The sequence below is a fragment of the Rhizobium pisi genome, from assembly GCF_003938655.1.
GTDB lineage: Bacteria > Pseudomonadota > Alphaproteobacteria > Rhizobiales > Rhizobiaceae > Rhizobium > Rhizobium pisi.
The window spans coordinates 116,914-133,904 of the sequence record NZ_RJJT01000009.1 but is presented as its reverse complement, the minus strand read 5'-3'; the positions used below and the strand labels follow the sequence as shown (position 1 = coordinate 133,904).

The 16,991-nt window shown below is 61.7% G+C and carries 20 protein-coding genes; 5 read left to right on the top strand and 15 right to left on the bottom strand.

Annotated elements, in window-relative coordinates:
- Positions 1–9 precede the first annotated feature (9 nt).
- Positions 10–1,428 carry an aminotransferase-like domain-containing protein gene (locus EFD55_RS14450; RefSeq protein WP_125845740.1) on the bottom strand — a complete coding sequence of 473 codons (1,419 nt, stop codon included), beginning with the start codon at positions 1,426–1,428 and terminating at the stop codon, positions 10–12.
- Between the two features lie 81 nt (positions 1,429–1,509).
- Here EFD55_RS14450 and EFD55_RS14445 point away from each other — a divergent pair, with 81 nt between their 5' ends.
- Positions 1,510–1,767 (top strand): DUF1127 domain-containing protein, encoded by a 258-nt coding sequence (locus EFD55_RS14445; RefSeq protein ID WP_125845739.1) that lies wholly within the window; start codon positions 1,510–1,512, stop codon positions 1,765–1,767.
- Between the two features lie 9 nt (positions 1,768–1,776).
- On the opposite strand, the gene EFD55_RS14440 is transcribed toward EFD55_RS14445, so the two are convergent.
- The 7 genes from EFD55_RS14440 to EFD55_RS14410 form a co-directional block, all read right to left on the bottom strand.
- Positions 1,777–2,175 (bottom strand): hypothetical protein, encoded by a 399-nt coding sequence (locus tag EFD55_RS14440; RefSeq protein ID WP_125845738.1) that lies wholly within the window; start codon positions 2,173–2,175, stop codon positions 1,777–1,779.
- 79 nt (positions 2,176–2,254) lie between these two features.
- Positions 2,255–2,926: a phosphoribosylformylglycinamidine synthase subunit PurQ gene (gene purQ, locus EFD55_RS14435; protein WP_125845737.1), complete on the bottom strand. Its 672-nt coding sequence runs from the start codon at positions 2,924–2,926 to the stop codon at positions 2,255–2,257.
- The gene (locus tag EFD55_RS14430; protein ID WP_125845736.1) at positions 2,923–3,477 is read right to left on the bottom strand and encodes an RNA 2'-phosphotransferase; all 555 of its coding nucleotides are present in this window, start codon (positions 3,475–3,477) and stop codon (positions 2,923–2,925) included. Before EFD55_RS14430 ends, purQ begins: the two co-directional genes overlap by 4 nt.
- Before the next feature lie 44 nt (positions 3,478–3,521).
- Complete coding sequence (gene purS, locus EFD55_RS14425; RefSeq protein WP_125845735.1) at positions 3,522–3,764, bottom strand: phosphoribosylformylglycinamidine synthase subunit PurS; 243 nt, start codon at positions 3,762–3,764, stop codon at positions 3,522–3,524.
- Between the two features lie 15 nt (positions 3,765–3,779).
- Positions 3,780–4,544 (bottom strand): phosphoribosylaminoimidazolesuccinocarboxamide synthase, encoded by a 765-nt coding sequence (gene purC, locus EFD55_RS14420; protein ID WP_008526002.1) that lies wholly within the window; start codon positions 4,542–4,544, stop codon positions 3,780–3,782.
- A 251-nt stretch (positions 4,545–4,795) separates the two neighbouring features.
- Positions 4,796–7,066: a putative bifunctional diguanylate cyclase/phosphodiesterase gene (locus EFD55_RS14415; RefSeq protein WP_125845734.1), complete on the bottom strand. Its 2,271-nt coding sequence runs from the start codon at positions 7,064–7,066 to the stop codon at positions 4,796–4,798.
- Positions 7,067–7,162: 96 nt separating this feature from the next.
- A complete protein-coding gene (locus tag EFD55_RS14410; RefSeq protein ID WP_125845733.1) occupies positions 7,163–7,717 on the bottom strand; it encodes an RBBP9/YdeN family alpha/beta hydrolase in 555 nt (184 codons plus the stop codon).
- Between the two features lie 176 nt (positions 7,718–7,893).
- On the opposite strand from EFD55_RS14410, the gene EFD55_RS14405 reads away from it, so the two are divergent.
- Positions 7,894–8,697, top strand: a complete 804-nt coding sequence (locus EFD55_RS14405) for a DUF2189 domain-containing protein (protein WP_125845732.1) — start codon at positions 7,894–7,896, stop codon at positions 8,695–8,697.
- Positions 8,698–8,806: 109 nt separating this feature from the next.
- Positions 8,807–9,265 (top strand): low affinity iron permease family protein, encoded by a 459-nt coding sequence (locus EFD55_RS14400; protein WP_125845731.1) that lies wholly within the window; start codon positions 8,807–8,809, stop codon positions 9,263–9,265.
- Between the two features lie 176 nt (positions 9,266–9,441).
- On the opposite strand, the gene purB is transcribed toward EFD55_RS14400, so the two are convergent.
- From purB to EFD55_RS14375, 5 genes are all read right to left on the bottom strand, one after another.
- Positions 9,442–10,749, bottom strand: coding sequence for an adenylosuccinate lyase (gene purB, locus EFD55_RS14395; protein WP_125845730.1), 1,308 nt, complete (start codon positions 10,747–10,749; stop codon positions 9,442–9,444).
- A 141-nt stretch (positions 10,750–10,890) separates the two neighbouring features.
- Positions 10,891–11,376, bottom strand: coding sequence for a hypothetical protein (locus EFD55_RS14390; RefSeq protein WP_125845729.1), 486 nt, complete (start codon positions 11,374–11,376; stop codon positions 10,891–10,893).
- A 2-nt stretch (positions 11,377–11,378) separates the two neighbouring features.
- Positions 11,379–12,104, bottom strand: coding sequence for a DUF2259 domain-containing protein (locus tag EFD55_RS14385; protein ID WP_125845728.1), 726 nt, complete (start codon positions 12,102–12,104; stop codon positions 11,379–11,381).
- Positions 12,101–12,778, bottom strand: a complete 678-nt coding sequence (gene rpe / locus EFD55_RS14380) for a ribulose-phosphate 3-epimerase (protein ID WP_125845727.1) — start codon at positions 12,776–12,778, stop codon at positions 12,101–12,103. Before rpe ends, EFD55_RS14385 begins: the two co-directional genes overlap by 4 nt.
- A 63-nt stretch (positions 12,779–12,841) precedes the next feature.
- Positions 12,842–13,924: a branched-chain amino acid ABC transporter substrate-binding protein gene (locus EFD55_RS14375; protein ID WP_125845726.1), complete on the bottom strand. Its 1,083-nt coding sequence runs from the start codon at positions 13,922–13,924 to the stop codon at positions 12,842–12,844.
- A gap of 181 nt (positions 13,925–14,105) precedes the next feature.
- On the opposite strand from EFD55_RS14375, the gene EFD55_RS14370 reads away from it, so the two are divergent.
- Positions 14,106–14,600: a flavin reductase gene (locus EFD55_RS14370; protein ID WP_125845871.1), complete on the top strand. Its 495-nt coding sequence runs from the start codon at positions 14,106–14,108 to the stop codon at positions 14,598–14,600.
- Positions 14,601–14,632: 32 nt separating this feature from the next.
- On the top strand, positions 14,633–14,950 hold the full coding sequence (locus EFD55_RS14365; RefSeq protein WP_125845725.1) for a TfoX/Sxy family protein: 318 nt from the start codon (positions 14,633–14,635) through the stop codon (positions 14,948–14,950).
- On the opposite strand, the gene EFD55_RS14360 is transcribed toward EFD55_RS14365, so the two are convergent.
- Together EFD55_RS14360 and EFD55_RS14355 are read right to left on the bottom strand one after the other, a co-directional pair.
- The gene (locus EFD55_RS14360) at positions 14,951–15,373 is read right to left on the bottom strand and encodes an NUDIX domain-containing protein (RefSeq protein WP_125845724.1); all 423 of its coding nucleotides are present in this window, start codon (positions 15,371–15,373) and stop codon (positions 14,951–14,953) included. It abuts the gene before it with no gap.
- Positions 15,374–15,380: 7 nt separating this feature from the next.
- On the bottom strand, positions 15,381–16,895 hold the full coding sequence (locus EFD55_RS14355) for a DEAD/DEAH box helicase (RefSeq protein WP_125845723.1): 1,515 nt from the start codon (positions 16,893–16,895) through the stop codon (positions 15,381–15,383).
- Positions 16,896–16,991 lie beyond the last annotated feature (96 nt).

The following is a 16,991-nucleotide window of genomic DNA, read 5'->3' as shown; positions in this document are numbered from 1 at the left end:
TGCAACAGATCATATTTCGCCATCATAGGCGGAGCCGCCGTTTTCCAACAGCCGGCGCAGGATCATCAGGCCCGCGATCAGCTCTTGCCCCGTCTTCGGCGAGGAGAAGCCGACGCGGACGCGGTAATAGGTTTTTTCGCTACGCGCCGTCTTGAATTCGTCCTCGTCGTCGACGAGCACACCATCACGGTAAGCGGCGTTCTTGAAGGTGCCCGACATCCAGGGCTCCGGAAGTTTCAGCCAGAGGAACGGCGCATGCTGGTGTGATTCGAAATCGAAGCCCGCCAGCTGTTCGCGGGCGAGCCGGACACGCCGGGAGAGTTCCTTGACGCTCTCCTTGCGGATCTCGTGCGCCTTTCCGCTTTCGACGAGCCGCGCGCAGGTTTCCGCCAGGATGAAGGGAAGGCCGCCAGTGACCATCCTGTGGGTCACCTTGATGCGCTGCGCAAAATGCGGCGGGCAGGCGACCCAGCCACCGCGCACGCCGGCGGCGACCGATTTCGAAAGGCCGTTGACGAGGAAAGTGCGATCGGGCGCGATCGAGGCAAGCAGCGGCGTCTCGTCATCGGCCATGCCGCCGTAAAGATCGTCCTCGATCAGCCAGACGCCGTGTTTCCTCGCGATTGCAGCGATTGCGACGCGCCGCTCATAGGGCATGATCGTCAGCGTCGGATTGTGAACGGTCGGCATCAGGAAGGCGAGCTTCGGATGCTGCTGCTGGCAGAGCCGCTCGAAATCATCGGGGATGATGCCGCATTCGTCGGAATCGACCGTCAGCGTGCGACGACCGAGAAGGCGGGCGCTGCGGCTGATTTGGGTATAGCTGAGATTCTCGAAGACGATCTTGTCGCCCGGCGCCGAAACGGCGGCGATGACTGATATCGCAGCCGCATGCGCGCCGAGCGTCGGCACGATGTTTTCAACCTCCGGCGTCCAGCCGCTGCGGGCAAGCCAGAGACGGCCGGCTTCGAACCAGTTGCGTGGGAAGCTCCGGGAATAGGAGGAGATCTCGGCGAGATGCTGCTCGCCGATTTCGGCGAGGATGCCAGCTATGATCTTGCCCTGCCCGAGATCAGGGGCGGCTGTCGTATCGAAGCGGATCTTGTTTGCCGGCGCATCGTGGAAACGGGTCCCGCCGAGCGAGACAGCCAACGGATCCATCTGTTCGCCGGGCGGCGTCTCGGAACGGTTCAGCACATAGGTGCCGCGCCCGACTTCGCCGGCAACCAGGCCACGCTCGTGCACCAGCGCATAGGCGCGGCCGATCGTCCCGATCGTCACGCCGATATCGTAGGCCAGGTTGCGCTGCGGCGGCAATTTGCTGCCGGCGGGTAGGGCGCCGCTCGATATGGCGGATTCAATGCTGTCGGCAAGCCGGAGATAGACCGGCCCGGAGCCGCGGGAAAGATCAGGAAGCCAATTTGTCATGGTGACAATTGCTTATATTGTCACATTGTACCTGTCAAGTTTAAGAGTCAATTCCAACGGATCGCCGAAAGGATTCCTGGAATGTCTGCCTTACCTGAAATCAAAATGCCGATTGTATCAATTGCCTCCTTCGAGGACAGGAGAATGGTTGCCGTGCCGGCCGCACCCGCCGAGGCGGCGACGCGCCTGGGCCGGATCTGGGCGGCTGTTCTTCTCTGGCATGAAAAGCGGGAAGGTCGGCGTGCGCTGAGAAACCTGACGGCCAGCGAGCTCAAGGATATCGGCGTGTCGCAATCCGAAGCGGCACGCGAAATCGGCAAGTCGTTTTTCTGGGACTGATCGCTGCGATCAGTTGCAGGCCTTGCCGCCTGCCGACCAACGATTGACGTCAGCGGCAACACGACCGGCGACCGGCTCCTGCATCATCGGGCCGAAGGCCTGAAGACGTGCCGGGCTTCCTTCGGCCTGGACGACGAGCAGCGGCCGGCTTTCCGGGCTGCCCTTATGAACGAGCAGGATGCGCGGCCGGCCGGAGAAGGAATTGAGCTCCGGCGCGAGTTTATAGGCAGCAAAGGCCGGATCGCCCGATTTGAACCAGCAGGCATTGGCGCCGAGCGCTACGCGTTCCATCGTCGGCAGCGCGCCGCGGTTGGGACCGGCTGTCGGCGCCGGCGTCTGGCAGGCTGCCAGCATGGCTGCGAGAACAGTCGACACGGCGGCGTTTGCGACGGAGAGGCGAGGGCGCATTGGTCTTGCTCCAGGGATGAAGGCCTTGCATGTCTTACGCACGGCACGCGTGCCGGCGACATGCATCAGGGCGCGAGGCTCAGGCGGCGATGACGTCGAGCGCGGAGGCGAAGAGACCGCGGCCGTCCGAACCGCCATGGGCGGCTTCGATCAGGTTTTCGGGATGCGGCATCATGCCGAGCACATTGCCCTTTTCGTTCATCACGCCGGCAATATCTTTGATCGAGCCATTCGGATTAGTGCCCTCGGCATAACGGAACACCACCTGGCCATTGCCTTCGATCTTCGCCAGCGTTGCTTCGTCGGCGAAATAATTGCCGTCGTGATGGGCGACCGGGCTGCGGATGACCTGACCCTGCGCATAGGCGCGGGTGAAATCAGTATCGGCGTTGACGACTTCGAGCTTGATCTCGCGGCAGACGAATTTCAGCGAGGCATTGCGCATCAAGGCACCGGGCAGCAGGCCGGCCTCGACGAGGATCTGGAAGCCGTTGCAGACGCCGAGCACCTTCACGCCCTTTGCAGCCTTGTCGATGATCGCCTGCATGACCGGCATGCGGGCGGCGATCGCGCCGCAACGCAGGTAGTCGCCGTAGGAGAAGCCGCCGGGAATGACGATCAGGTCGACATCGGGGATATCGGTTTCCGTCTGCCAGATCGTGACCGGCGCTTTGCCCGAGATCTTGGTCAGGGCTGCGATCATGTCGCGGTCGCGGTTAAGGCCCGGAAGTTGAACGACGGCTGATTTCATGGGGTCCCTGCGTTTCGCGAAAGATATTGAACTGGAACGCTTTCGGTGAGCCATACTCCATTGTCGGAGACAAAGAAAGAATGGCCCTCTGAAAACATGCGGGCCGCATCCACCCGCAGGATGACATATTCACCCTTGCGGCGCATTGCGACGATTTTCGCCGTTTCGACATCCGCCGACAGATGAACATGATGCCGCTGCATCTTCTTTAGGCCCTCGCGCTCGATCGAGGACCAGCTCGCCAGGGACGTGCCATGAAAAAGAACGGCTGGCGGCTCGACCTCTTTCAAGGCGAGGTCGACCTCGACGCTGTGACCTTGATTTGCGCGAATTCTGTTATCGGCGAGCGTGAAGCGCTTTTTTGGATTGTTTGCGATGATCTCGATAATATCGGCGCGGGAGACGTCATATCTATACGTCAGCGCTTTTTCGAATTCATCGAACGATACCCAGCCCTCGCCATCCAGCGTCAGACTCGCGGCTTCTGGCGCATGACGCAAAACATAGCTCATATATTTCGAGACTTCCGTCTCCAGCTTTGTTTTCATCATGACGCCAAATCTTCAAAGTCCGCCGGACAGCCGGGCCGTGATCATCAGTCGATTGCGATTGCGAAGTTCTCGATCACCGTGTTGGCGAGCAGCTTTTCGCACATGGCCTTGAGGTCGGCCTCGGCCTTGGCCTTGTCGGCGCCCTCAAGCTCGAGGTCGAAGACCTTGCCTTGTCTTACATGGCCGACGCCCGAGAAGCCGAGGGCGCCGAGCGCGCCTTCGATGGCCTTGCCCTGCGGATCGAGAACGCCGTTTTTCAGCGTGACGGTGACACGAGCCTTGATCACTTTGTCTTTCCTGCCTTACTTGACGAGAACCGGGCCGGTGCCGCGCACGGGCTCGTTTTCATTGATGATGCCGAGACGGCGCGCGACTTCGGAATAGGCTTCCAGCAGCCCGCCGAGATCGCGACGGAAGCGATCCTTGTCCATCTTCTCGCGGGTTTCGATATCCCAGAGCCGGCAGCTGTCCGGCGAGATTTCGTCAGCGAGGATGATGCGCATCAGATCGCCTTCGAACAGGCGGCCGCATTCGATCTTGAAATCGACAAGCTGGATGCCGACGCCGAGGAAAAGGCCGGTCATGAAGTCGTTGACGCGGATGGCGAGCGCCATGATGTCGTCGAGCTCGGCGGGATTGGCCCAGCCGAAGGCGGTGATGTGCTCTTCCGAGACCATCGGGTCGTCGAGTGCGTCGGACTTGTAATAAAATTCGATGATCGAGCGCGGCAGGACGACGCCTTCCTCGATACCGAGGCGTTTGGCGAGAGAACCGGCGGCGACATTGCGCACGACGATCTCCAGCGGGATCATCTCCACTTCCTTGATCAGCTGCTCACGCATGTTCAGCCGGCGGATGAAGTGAGTGGGGATGCCGATCTTGTTCAGATGGCTGAAGATATATTCGGAAATGCGGTTGTTGAGGACGCCCTTGCCGTCGATAACTTCGTGTTTCTTCTTGTTGAAGGCGGTGGCATCGTCCTTGAAGAACTGGATCAAAGTGCCCGGCTCCGGGCCCTCATACAGAATCTTTGCCTTGCCCTCGTAGATACGGCGGCGACGGTTCATCGTGGTTATTCTCTGTTGTTGGCGCTCTTGGGATAGCGCGAGTGGATCGATCTCGTGGCGTCCCCTTAAAGGAAAAGAGAGTGTTTCACAATCCGCCTGTCGCTCCTTCCCCGGTTTCCAGATTTCGTGGCCCCGGATTCCGGATTTTACGGAATACCGCCAAGAGAATCGAATGAATTCGCCAGATGAGTCTAGCGCCTTTTCCTTTACGGTGAAATGAAGGCGAAATGGCGGGCCGTTTATGCAGGCTTTTATTTGGCGGCTCTGCTTCGCAGCGCGCGGCGAAGCTGCGTCTGCAGGGCGCGGGCGGCCGTTTGCCTATGGCGCCAGCTTCCGGCGCGGATGAAGGAGGGGATCTGCATGGCCGGCATCGGCCGGGCGAGCGCATAGCCCTGCAGCATGTCGCAGTCGAGTTCTTCGAGAATACGGACATGCTCCGCCGTCTCGACACCCTCGGCGATGACGAGGATATCAAGCGAACGGCCGATATCGATGATCGAGCCGACGAGCTTACGCTGCTCGGCCGATTGCGGCAGCATACGGATCAACTCGCGGTCGATCTTCAACGTCTTCGGGCTCAGGCGCAGCAGGCTGACGATCGAGGCGTGGCCGGTGCCGAAATCGTCGATCTGGATGTCGATGCCGAACTTGCGCAGCTTTTTCAGGTTTGCAGCCACCGCCTCGTCGCAATCGTCGAGCGAGATCGACTCCAGCAGTTCGAAGGAAATGCTGCCCGGCGGGATCTTGAGGGCTCGAAGCTTCTTGCCGAGATCGGGATCGGCGATCCGCCTGGCGGAGACGTTGACCGATATTTTCGGGACGGACAGCCCGTCCTTGATCCAGGCGCTGCGGTCGGCCAGCGCGCGCTCCAGGATCAGGGCATCGATGGTCGAAACGACGTCGAGATCCTCGGCGATAGCGAGGAATCTATCGGGCGTTAGCAGCCCGTGTACCGGATGCTGCCAGCGGGCAAGCGTTTCGACGCCTGCGACATCCAGTGTGCGCGCATCGAACTGCAGCTGATAGAAGGGCACGAATTCATTGCGCTCGAGGCCGATCAAGATCTCGTCGGCGAGCTGCTTGGCGGAAACCACGTCGCGGCGGTCGGACGCCGAGAAGAATTCGAATCGATTGCGGCCGAGGCCCTTGGCCCGATAAAGCGCGATATCGGCGTCGAGCAGTATCTGCTTGGCGTCGAGCTTCGGACCGCTGTCGACAGCGATGCCGATGCTGGCGCCGAAACGGCAGTCGTGCCCCTCATATCTGACGGGTTTGCGCAATTCGCGGATGACGCGTTCGGCGAGGCTGGCGATCTTCTTCGAGGCGGCATCGACGGCGCAAAGGATGACGAATTCATCGCCGCCGATGCGGGCAACGAAATCGGCGGCGCGGACGGAATTTCTCAACACGCCCGCTGCATGCTTCAGCATGGCGTCGCCGGCCCGATGGCCGAGCGTGTCGTTGATCTGTTTGAAGCGGTCAAGATCGATATGCAGGATCGCCAACGCCAGGCCCTTGGCCCGGCATTCGGCCGAGCGGTCGTCCAGCATCTTGTCGAGATAGCGGCGGTTCGGAAGGCCGGTGAGGTAATCGTGCAGAGCCAGGTGCTCGATGCTTTCCTTAGCGGCCTCGAGTTCATGGTTGCGGGCTTCCGCCAGATCCTTGGCGCGCTGCAGCTCGTCGCGAAGCCTGACTTCCTCAGTCACATCCCAATTGGCGCCAATGAGCTTACGGTGACCGTTTCCGTCGATGAAGAAGGCCGAGCGGGCGCGGATGACGCGTTCAAGGCCGTCGCCGCGGATGATGCGGTATTCCTGCTGGAAATCACTGCCGCTTTCGACGCTGCGGTCGGCCAGGCCAAGGACGCGCTCGCGATCGTCGGGGTGCAGGCTTTTTGCCCAGACGTCGCCGGCAATCCGGCGGGCGGCGCCCTTCAGCCCGTAGATGGCGATCAAGCGGTCGTCCCACTCGACCATATCCTCCTCGATGTCGGCCTCGAAGACGCCGATGCGGGAAATCTCCAGGGCCAGATCGAGCCGGCGTGACAGGCGCGACAGCGTCTCCTCCGCCTGCTTGCGGGCGGTGATATCGGTATCCGTGCCGACGACGCGTGTCGGCACGCCTGCCTCGTCCCATTCCACGCAGGCGCCACGGCATTCGATCCAGATCCAGTGGCCGTCCCGGTGGCGCTCGCGATATTCGAAGATCTGATAATCAGGATCGCCGGCGTTCTGCCGATCGATGGCATGCGCGATGAAATCGCGATCATCGGGATGGACGAGCTGCAGCCAGGCATCGTAATCGCCGGCAACTTCCTCGTCCGGCGCCATGCCGCGCATGGTTTTCCACGTCGGGGAGTAATATTTCCGATCCAGGCGGTAGTTGTGATCCCACACGCCGAGGTCCGAGCCGACGAGCGCATAGTTCCAGCGGCCCTCCCGCTCGGCCAGATCGGAGCCGTCGGCCGCTGCGGCATCGCCATGCGGATCATCGGCCTCTGGATGGGCTTTCTTCACGGGCATTCTCGCTTATTGCATCTCGATGCAGTCTGCGGTCATTCCATTAAGAAAGACTTAGAAAGCAATCGCTCAATTAACGAGAAGGTGGCTTTTCCTCAATCAGGCGGTGAGCCGACTGAGGAACTGGGCAAAGACCATCGTGCCATCCGGCCAGGGCCCGTGACCGGAATCGGTATTGATATGACCGGACTCGCCGGCATCGACAAGGAAGGAGCCCCAGCTGCTGGCGATGTCGTCAGCATGGTCGTAGCTGCCGAACGGATCGTTGCGGCTCGCCACCGTGATCGAAGGGAAGGGCAGCGGCTCGCGCGGGTAGGGGCCGAAGGTCATCAGGTGCTTCGGGCGGATCTCGGGATTGGCGACATCGGGCGGGGCGACGAGAAAGGCGCCCGCCACCGGCTTACGGAAATGCGGGATGGCGTGGATCACCGAGGGCACGCCCAGCGAATGGGCGACGAGAACGACTGGCCGCGTCGAGGCGTTCACCTCCTCGGCGATGCGGGCGATCCAGTCCTCGCGGACCGGCTTCGTCCATTCGGCCTGTTCGACGCGCCGCGCCGTGCTGAGCTTTGCCTCCCAGCGGGTCTGCCAATGGCCGGGACCTGAGTTGGTGTAGCCGGGGATGATGAGGATATCTGCGTCTGAGGCTTTCATAGTGCCGCCGATGTGAGAAAGCTTGTCCCGGATGTCAAGAGGGGGAGGTCAAGGCAGACGGCGACACGGGCGCTGAAAGTTGCTATATTGCTCCAGTGCCGGTTGCGGATTTCGTGTCGGCTTGCCCGCCGATGCTTTCCGCCGCCGATCAGGTCTCGGCTGAGGAGGAGAAAGCCATGGCGGCATTTCATGTCATGACGGGTGCGGGTGAAAGCTTCGCGCGGCCCGTGGTCAATCGCATCGGCATCGCCGACGTCTTCGATGCGCTGAAGCGCGGATTCGATGATTTCATGGAGAAACCATCCCACTATGTGTTTCTCTGCCTGATGTACCCGATCGCCGGCGTTTTCCTGACGCTGTGGACCTCGGGCGCCAACCTTCTGCCGATGGTTTTCCCGCTGATGGCGGGCTTCGTGCTGATCGGTCCGATCGCCGCGATCGGCCTTTACGAGATCAGCCGCCGTCGCGAGGCTGGCGTCGACATGTCGTGGACGCATGCGCTTGATGTGCGCCATTCGCCGGCGCTGCCGGCGATCGTGGCGGTCGGGCTGATGCTTCTTGCCCTCTTCGTCGTCTGGCTGGTAACGGCGCAGACGCTTTACAGCAACCTGCTCGGCGAAGTGTTTCCGCGCACCATGGGCGATTTCACCCGCCAGGTCTTCGGCACGCCCCAGGGCATGCAGCTGATCATCTGGGGCAATCTCATCGGCTTCGTTTTCGCACTCGTCGTGCTGGCAATATCGGTCATCACCTTTCCGTTGCTGCTCGACCGCGATGTCGGGGCGGTTTCCGCCGTCGTGACCTCGATCCGCGCCACGCTCATCAATCCGGTGCCGGTGCTGCTCTGGGGCCTGATCGTGGCCGCACTGCTCGTCATCGGCACGATCCCGGTCTTTGCCGGTCTTGCGCTCGTCATTCCGATCCTCGGCCATGCGACCTGGCATCTCTATCGCAAGCTGGTTGCGCGGGAAGCCGCGTAACCACGGCGTTGCCCCTGGGTTTCGGTCGCAACTCGATCCCCGGGGGAACCTTCGGACCTGCCTCGGAGTTTTTTAGCACGGACTTCGAGGCAGGATTTCAGAGGTAGTGATGAAGCATCTGTTTGCCCACTTCGCAACAAAGACATCGGAATGGGCGGGCAAACCCGTCGTCTTCATCCTGGCGCTGATGGTCGTCGTCATCTGGGCGGCGCTCGGCCCCTTTTTCGGCTATTCGGAAACCTGGCAACTGATCATCAATACCGGCACAACGATCATCACCTTCCTGATGGTTTTCGTGCTGCAGAACGCCCAGACGCGCGACACGCGAGCGATCCAGGCCAAACTCAACGAAATCATCCTGACAAGCCACGCCGAGAACCGCTTCATCGGCATCGAGAATCTTGACGAAGAGGAGCTGAAGCGTCTCGACGAGTTGGTGGCCAAGGCCGCCAAAGGCAGGGGTGAGAGGGAGGCCTGCATGACAGAGGAAACAGCCGAGGCCGCACCGTCGAAAAAGGCGGTGGCGAGGAAGCGACGAGTTTCCGCCAAGCCGGCGAAGCAGAAATAAAAACGGCGCCACCGGACCGCCGACAGTGTCTGCCAACCTTCTTCGTCATGCTCGGGCTTGTCCCGAGCAACTGCAGCCGTTGATATGTAGCAGATCCTCGGCACAAGGCCGAGGATGACGCCAATTAGACAGCGATGGCGCCTTCAGGGCGTTGCAATATCGCTATCGGGGATCGCTCATGCCTTCCCAAACACCCTGCGGAAGATCGTGTCGACATGCTTGGTGTGGTAGCCAAGGTCGAACTTCTCCCGAATATCCTCCTCCGAAAGCGCGGCGCGAACTTCCGCATCAGCGAGCAGCTCTTCCAGGAAATCCTTGCCCTGTTCCCAGACCTTCATGGCGTTGCGTTGTACCAGGCGGTAGGCGTCCTCGCGGGAGGTGCCGGCCTGGGTGAGCGCCAGGAGGACGCGCTGGGAGTGGACGAGGCCGCGGAATTTGTTGAGGTTCTTTTCCATGTTCTCGGGATAGACCAGCAGCTTTTCGATGACGCCGGCGAGGCGGGAGAGGGCGAAATCGAGGGTGACTGTCGCATCTGGGCCGATCATGCGTTCGACCGAGGAGTGGGAGATATCGCGCTCGTGCCAGAGGGCGACGTTTTCCATGGCCGGCATGGCATAGGAGCGGACCATACGGGCAAGGCCGGTGAGGTTTTCGGTCAGAACCGGGTTGCGCTTGTGTGGCATGGCCGAGGAGCCCTTCTGGCCGGGCGAGAAATATTCCTCGGCTTCCAACACCTCGGTGCGCTGTAGATGGCGGATCTCGGTCGCCAGGCGCTCGATCGACGAGGCGACGACGCCAAGCGTGGCGAAATACATGGCGTGGCGGTCACGCGGGATAACCTGGGTCGAGACCGGCTCGGCCTTCAGGCCGAGAGCCTCGGCGACATGTTCTTCGACGCGCGGATCGATGTTGGCGAAGGTGCCGACGGCGCCCGAGATAGCGCAGGTCGCGACTTCCTCGCGGGCGGCAACCAGGCGCTGGCGGCAGCGCTCGAATTCGGCATAGGCGAGCGCCAGCTTGACGCCGAAGGTGGTGGGCTCGGCATGGATGCCGTGCGAGCGGCCGATGGTGACGGTGTCCTTGTGTTCGAAGGCGCGGGTCTTCAGCGCTTGGAGCAGCCGGTCGATATCGGCGATGAGGATGTCGGTCGCGCGCACCAGCTGGACGTTGAAGCAGGTGTCGAGCACGTCTGACGAGGTCATGCCCTGGTGGACGAAGCGCGCATCCGGGCCGACGATTTCGGCGAGATGGGTGAGGAAGGCGATGACGTCGTGCTTGGTGACGGCCTCGATCTCATCGATGCGCGCGACGTCAAAGGTGGCGGCGCCGCCTCTTTCCCATATCGTTTTTGCCGCCGATTTCGGGATGACGCCGAGCTCGGCCAGCGCGTCGCAGGCATGCGCCTCGATCTCGAACCAGATGCGGAACTTGGTTTCGGGAGACCAGATGGCGACCATTTCGGGCCGGGAATAACGCGGGATCATGGGCGGCTGCCTTCATTCAAGAGGTTTGAGCGTCTGAGACGCAATTCCCGGCAAAATCGCTTCGCGCTTTGCCTGGCAAAACCGCTGGGCACTTTTGTCGAAATTGCTTTAGCGCCCCTGTAGCAAAGACGGGCGGCAATCTCAACGCATGCGTTTGGCAAGATGATAGCTGCTTGCGACAAGGCAGACGAGCCCCAGCGGCAGGAAAAGGCGTAGGCCGATCACCAGGAACTGGTAGACGGCGCTGACGCTGGTGAAGACGAATTGGACGACCCAGACGACGCTGCCGAAGGGGGCGTGCCAGCGCGAATAGAAGATCCGATATTCCATGGCGAAGAGGAAGGCGGTCATGAGGATCGTGGCCGCCGTCAGCGTCACGAAGAAGGCGGCAAATCGGGCTTCCGACGGCCTGTTATAAGCGAGGAAGCGGGCGACCGGCAGAGCAAAGGGCCAGGAGAGCAGGCCACCAAGGAAATAGAGTGCGGCCACCTCGCCAAGACGGCTCGTCTGCAGGCCGTTGCGCAGGTAGAGACCGAGCATGGCGGCGGCCAGCATCTGCATGCCCCAGAGCAATGCGCCGGCAAAGAGATCGGGGTAGGGCGGCTTTGCCGCCCGAAGGCGATCCATGCTCAGGGATGAACCGGAACGGCAATCCAGCGTCCGTTCCTTGCCGCATCAAAGGCGAGGATCAGGGCGATATGGACCTGGTTTGCGCCTTCCGGCTGGTAAACCATGGCGCCGCCGATCCTGTATTCCACCGAACAGGTGCGCTCGGCCGGAACGGCCGTCACCTGCTTCGCCGCCTGACGGTTCGGAACGCCTTCCTTCTCGATCATCTGCAGGCTGAAGCCGAGGATCCGCTTGTCGACGGCAGCGCAATCCTTCGGCGCCGCCACCGGCATCTCGCCGAGCGCGAGCGTGTAAGGCGCCTTCGGCGGACCATCGGTCGCAAGTGTTGTGTAGCGGAGCGTCTTCGAGGGAGAGCCAAGTTCGGTCGGCGGGTTGAAGGCGGCGATCAGGCCGGGATTGGTCAGAAGATCGTATTTATCCATCTGGCTGCGCGCTGCCGTGAGGTTCTGACGCCGCGCCTTGGAAAGATTGGCATCCTTGTCGGTCAGGTCGGTGCGGAACGGCGTGCCCTCGAGATATTCGCCGCTGTCGGTATCGATGAAATAGGTTTCGGAATAGGGGACGTTGCCGGTCTCCTTGATGCCGAATTCCTGGAACGCAAAGACCTTGCCGTCGCCGGAAAAGCCGATCGGCTGAATGCTGGCGATGTCGCCGGCAAGTGACATTCCGGGCAGGCCGGCGAGTGCGGCGGCAAGCATGCCGCCCATCATCAAATGCTTCCTCATGCTCGTGCCCCTTCGGCTGCCTGACGCAGATCGGCGACGGTCTTGCGATAAGCCTCGACCGTATCGCCCTTGAAAATTGCCGAGCCTGCGACGAGGACGTTGCCGCCGGCGCGTGCGATCAGTGGTGCCGTTTCCACCGTGACGCCGCCGTCGACCTCGAGTTCGATCGGACGGTCACCGATCAGTGACTTTGCCGCGGCGATCTTCGCCGCCATCGCCGGAATGAACTTCTGCCCGCCGAAGCCGGGATTGACCGACATGATCAGGATGAGATCGACATCGTCGAGCACATTCTCGATTGCGCTGAGCGGGGTTGCCGGATTGATCGTCACCCCGACCTTCTTGCCGAGATTGCGGACGGTCTGCAGTGAGCGGTGCAGATGCGGCCCGGCTTCGGCATGGACGGTGATGCGGTCGCAGCCGGCCTTGGCGAAGGCTTCGAGATAGTCATCAACAGGCGAGATCATCAGGTGGCAGTCGAAAGTAGCATTCGTATAGGAACGCAGCGACTTGATGACATCAGGGCCGAAGGAGATGTTCGGTACAAAATGGCCGTCCATCACGTCGAGATGGATCCAATCGGCGCCGGCGGCCGTCACGTCGCGCACCTCCTCGCCGAGCCTGGCGAAATCCGCCGCGAGGATCGAGGGGGCAATACGAATGGGCAGCGTCATCAGGTCTTACTCCGTATGGGCCGCCATTTGACCGCGGCGGCCGGATTCAAGGCTGGCGGCCGGTTATTGTGTCGGCGCGGCAGGTGGAAAAAAGCCGTTGCCCCGCCATTCGAGCAGGCGGTAGAAGTTTTGCGAAAGTTCATGCCCGCCGGTGAAGGAAATGGTGCCAACCGGCGTCTGGAATGTCGTGCCGAGAAGCGCCTCCTGCAGGGGCTTGCCGGCCGCAGCGGCGGCTTCCGCTGCCTGTCCGGCAATGAGTGCTGCGGCCAGTGACGGCAGGACATAACCTTCCGGCTCAGTGCCTTTGGCGCGCAGCGCCTCGGCTGCTACCGCACCTTCCTGAAACAAAGCATATTCGGGCAGGGCGACGGCGCGCACGCCATCGGCGAGCGGCAGGGGCTGATTGGCGGCGCGCATGGCATCGCCGCCGAGGATGGAGAGCGGGATGTTCTCCACCTTGGCATCACGGGCGATGACGGCGACATCGTTGCGGTCGCCGCCGATGAAGACCCTGGTGGCGCCCGCCCGCTTCAGGCGGCGGACGAGGGCAATCTGCTGCTCCTGTCCCGGACGGTAGGTATCGGTGAAAACAGGCTTGAGACCGTTCTGCTCCAGTGCGTTGCGCACCGCTTCCGTCAGTTCGCGGCCATGAATGGTGCCGTCTTCGATCAGGGCAATCGGATCGGCCGCCCAGTTTTTCAGGATCACCTCGATGGTCTTTGCCGCCTCGGCGCCATCGGCGGGCGCCATCCGAAAGAGCGGCCAGCCGTTCTTCAAGGCATCCTCCATCAGGATGCGGGAGCGTACGGAGACCGTGATCGCGGGAATATTGGCGTCCTTCAGCTTCGGCAGCGCGCCTTCCAGCGTTTCGCTGCAGAGGAAGCCGACGGCGACCTGGACTTTCGCATTGACGAGCGCATCGGCAACCGCCGCACCGCTATTGTCCTCGCAAGTCTCGTTAACGGTCACGAGGCTGTTTCCCGATTGCTGGATCTCGAAAGCGGCGCCGGCGGCAATCTGCGCGCCGAGCAGGCCGAGCGGCCCGCCCTGAGGGGCGACGACGCCGATCGTCACGCCGGCCGCATGGCCTTGCGCCGCCGCTACCAGCAGCGTCAGAAATGCTGCTATGCCACGCAGGTTGATCATGAAAGGCGGAGATCCCTAGCCATCGTCCATGCCCTTTTATCCGCAAGGCCGCGATCGTCAAAGAAAAACAAGCAAAAGGCAGCGCTTTTCAGCCGTCCTATTGTAGAAAAGGTAACCGATGCTCGCCATATTGGCGCAATGGGAAGAGGATTCCAGGCATATCGGGCGCACGGAGAAGCAGGTGTTGAACAGGCAGCATATCGACCCCGGCCTTTATCGCGATGCCATGAGCCGCTATGCTGGCCATGTGCAGCTCGTGACGACGGTGATGGAAGGCATGCGCCGTGGCGTCACCATCACCGCCGCCTGCTCGGTTTCGGACAATCCGGCCTCGGTGCTGATCTGCCTAAATAACACCAACCCGAAGAACGAGATCTTTTTCCGCAGCGGTATCTTCGTACTGAACACGCTTGGCGCCCATCACCAAGGCGTTGCCGACGCCTTCTCCGGGCGCACGGCGCTTACCGATGAGGAGCGTTTCGCCGGCGCCCGTTTCGACATGCTCGTCACCGGCGCACCCGTCCTTGCCGATGCGCTCGCCGCTTTCGATTGCCGGGTAACCGACATCAAGGAAATGCCGACCCACAACGTCATATTCGGCGAGGTCGCCGCCGTCCGCTTCAGCGAAAAGCATCCGGCGCTCATCTATATGAACCGTGATTATCACACGCTGTGATTGGCCTGGCCGGGATTTCGAGGAGATAGAGCATGGACAATGCCGGGATCGAGGAAATGTTTCAGGGCCTCGGGCCGGTCACGGTCAAGCGCATGTTCGGGGGCAAGGGCATCTATCATATGGGGCGCATCATTGCCGTCGAAGTGCGCGACGAGATGCTGCTGAAGGCAGACGAGAAGAGCGCCCCGGAGTTTGCCGCTGCCGGCGCCACGCAATGGGCCTATGAGGGCAAGAAGGGCAAGCCGGTGAAGATGCCCTACTGGTCGATTCCCGACGAAGCTTACGACGATCCCGATCTGATGGCGAAATGGGTGCGGCTTGCCTATGAGGCAGCGCTTCGCGCCGAATAGCTAGCCGCGTTCGGCCGAGGGCAGGGCTGCTATCGCCGCCTTCGTGAAGGCAGACAGCGGTTCCGGCAAATCCGTCAGGGGAAACCAGCCGAAATCCGAAAGCTTGTCCGGCTCGGTCAATTGCGGTTCGCCCTCGACGTCGCGGGCGAGATAGAGAATTGAAATCCAGTGCTGGCGGTCGGCATCGAGGATCTGTTCGGTCATGCCGATGCGTTCGATGCGGCCGATCGTCAGGCCGGTTTCCTCTTCGGCCTCGCGGCGGGCAGCTTCCTCGGCCAGCTCCATGTGGTCGACCTTGCCGCCGACGATATTCCAATAGCCGGCTTCAGGTGGACGCATGCGTTTGTAGAGAAGGATCCTGCTGTCGCGCAGAATCACCAGGCCGACGCCGAGGCCCGGAAAATCGAGGCCGGGCCTGCCCATCGGATGTTCAGACCTTGGCGCTGCCGGCGATGAGCATGAAGGCGGGGATATCGTCGCCGAAGCCGACCGGGGTCGGGCCGTCGTCGTGATCGCGATGACGGCGGCGATCGCGGCTGTCATCATTTGCCGGGTAAGGCCGATTGTTGCGCGCATTGTTTTGCGGCTTCTGCTCTGCTTTGCGCTCGTTTTTCAAGACCTCGGCCTTTGCTGGTGCTGCTGCGATCACTTCGACGCCATTATCCTGTATGTCGTTATCAGATTTATGACTCGTGGCGCTGCGGCTACCGCGTCCGCGGCCCTTCTCGCCCCGATCATCCCGTCCACCACGCTCGCGACTGTTGCGGCGCGGGCGTTCGCTATCCCGGCTGTCTTCCGCCGGCGGCGGCAGTGAATTCACGTCACCGCTCAGCCATTCGACTTTCTCGCCGATCAGCTTCTCGATCGCGTCGACGAACTTGGTGTCGCGCTTGGTGACGAGAGTGAAGGCAGCGCCCGAGCGGCCGGCACGGCCGGTGCGGCCGATGCGGTGGACGTAATCTTCCGAATGAATCGGCACGTCGAAATTGAAGACGTGGCTGACATCGGGAATGTCGAGGCCGCGGGCGGCAACGTCAGAAGCGACCAGAAGCTGCAGATTGCCGTCACGGAAGCTCTGCAGCATCATCGTGCGGGAGCGCTGGTCCATGTCGCCATGCAGGGCGCCGACGGAGAAGCCGTGGCGCTCGAGCGAACGGAAAAGATCAGCGACATCCTTCTTGCGGTTGCAGAAGATGATGGCGTTCTTCAGCTCGGTCTGGGCGCGGACCAATTCGCGCAGAACTGCGCGCTTCTCGTAGTCCTTGCCGTGCGAGGCGACGAAACGCTGCGTGACGGTCTTTGCGGCCGAAGCCGGCTTTGCCACCTCGATACGCTCGGGATTCTGCAGGAAGCGGTCGGCAAGCTTCTGGATCTCCGGCGGCATGGTGGCCGAGAAGAACAGCGTCTGGCGGGTGAACGGGATGAGCTTGGCAATGCGCTCGATATCGGGGATGAAACCCATGTCGAGCATACGGTCGGCCTCATCGATAACGAGGATCTCGACGCCGCTCATCAGGAGCTTGCCGCGCTCGAAATGGTCGAGCAGGCGGCCGGGCGTGCAGATCAGCACGTCGGCGCCGCGTTCGAGCTTGCGGTCCTGATCCTCGAAGGAAACGCCGCCGATCAGGAGGGCGACGTTGAGGCGATGGTTCTTGCCGTATTTCTCGAAATTCTCCGCGACCTGAGCGGCCAGTTCACGCGTCGGCTCGAGGATCAGCGTGCGGGGCATGCGCGCACGGGCGCGGCCCTTCTCCAGAAGCGACAGCATCGGCAGAACGAAGGATGCGGTCTTGCCGGTGCCGGTCTGCGCGATGCCGCAAATATCGCGACGCTCGAGCGCAAAGGGAATAGCCCCCGCCTGAATAGGCGTGGGGATCGTATAGCCCGCGTCGGTCACAGCGGATAACACTTTTTGGCTCAAGCCAAGGTCAGCGAATGTCGTCAAAGGGAAAACTGTTTCCGTTCCGGTTCGGCCGAACTCTGAACGAGTCGGCGGGATTGCATGCCGCAATGCAGCGCGACATAGCCCCGAATGCCCGGC

What these genes read in the sequence shown, in the direction of transcription:
- EFD55_RS14375 (WP_125845726.1), bottom strand. Translation starts at nt 13,924, where the DNA reads ATGATCAACCTGCGTGGCATAGCAGCATTTCTGACGCTGCTGGTAGCG.
- EFD55_RS14440 (WP_125845738.1), bottom strand. Translation starts at nt 2,175, where the DNA reads ATGCGCCCTCGCCTCTCCGTCGCAAACGCCGCCGTGTCGACTGTTCTC.
- purQ (WP_125845737.1), bottom strand. Translation starts at nt 2,926, where the DNA reads ATGAAATCAGCCGTCGTTCAACTTCCGGGCCTTAACCGCGACCGCGAC.
- EFD55_RS14400 (WP_125845731.1), top strand. Translation starts at nt 8,807, where the DNA reads ATGAAGCATCTGTTTGCCCACTTCGCAACAAAGACATCGGAATGGGCG.
- purB (WP_125845730.1), bottom strand. Translation starts at nt 10,749, where the DNA reads ATGATCCCGCGTTATTCCCGGCCCGAAATGGTCGCCATCTGGTCTCCC.
- EFD55_RS14415 (WP_125845734.1), bottom strand. Translation starts at nt 7,066, where the DNA reads ATGCCCGTGAAGAAAGCCCATCCAGAGGCCGATGATCCGCATGGCGAT.
- EFD55_RS14450 (WP_125845740.1), bottom strand. Translation starts at nt 1,428, where the DNA reads ATGACAAATTGGCTTCCTGATCTTTCCCGCGGCTCCGGGCCGGTCTAT.
- purC (WP_008526002.1), bottom strand. Translation starts at nt 4,544, where the DNA reads ATGAACCGTCGCCGCCGTATCTACGAGGGCAAGGCAAAGATTCTGTAT.
- rpe (WP_125845727.1), bottom strand. Translation starts at nt 12,778, where the DNA reads ATGACGCTGCCCATTCGTATTGCCCCCTCGATCCTCGCGGCGGATTTC.
- EFD55_RS14430 (WP_125845736.1), bottom strand. Translation starts at nt 3,477, where the DNA reads ATGATGAAAACAAAGCTGGAGACGGAAGTCTCGAAATATATGAGCTAT.
- EFD55_RS14405 (WP_125845732.1), top strand. Translation starts at nt 7,894, where the DNA reads ATGGCGGCATTTCATGTCATGACGGGTGCGGGTGAAAGCTTCGCGCGG.
- EFD55_RS14360 (WP_125845724.1), bottom strand. Translation starts at nt 15,373, where the DNA reads ATGGGCAGGCCCGGCCTCGATTTTCCGGGCCTCGGCGTCGGCCTGGTG.
- EFD55_RS14365 (WP_125845725.1), top strand. Translation starts at nt 14,633, where the DNA reads ATGGACAATGCCGGGATCGAGGAAATGTTTCAGGGCCTCGGGCCGGTC.
- EFD55_RS14390 (WP_125845729.1), bottom strand. Translation starts at nt 11,376, where the DNA reads ATGGATCGCCTTCGGGCGGCAAAGCCGCCCTACCCCGATCTCTTTGCC.
- EFD55_RS14410 (WP_125845733.1), bottom strand. Translation starts at nt 7,717, where the DNA reads ATGAAAGCCTCAGACGCAGATATCCTCATCATCCCCGGCTACACCAAC.
- EFD55_RS14445 (WP_125845739.1), top strand. Translation starts at nt 1,510, where the DNA reads ATGTCTGCCTTACCTGAAATCAAAATGCCGATTGTATCAATTGCCTCC.
- EFD55_RS14385 (WP_125845728.1), bottom strand. Translation starts at nt 12,104, where the DNA reads ATGAGGAAGCATTTGATGATGGGCGGCATGCTTGCCGCCGCACTCGCC.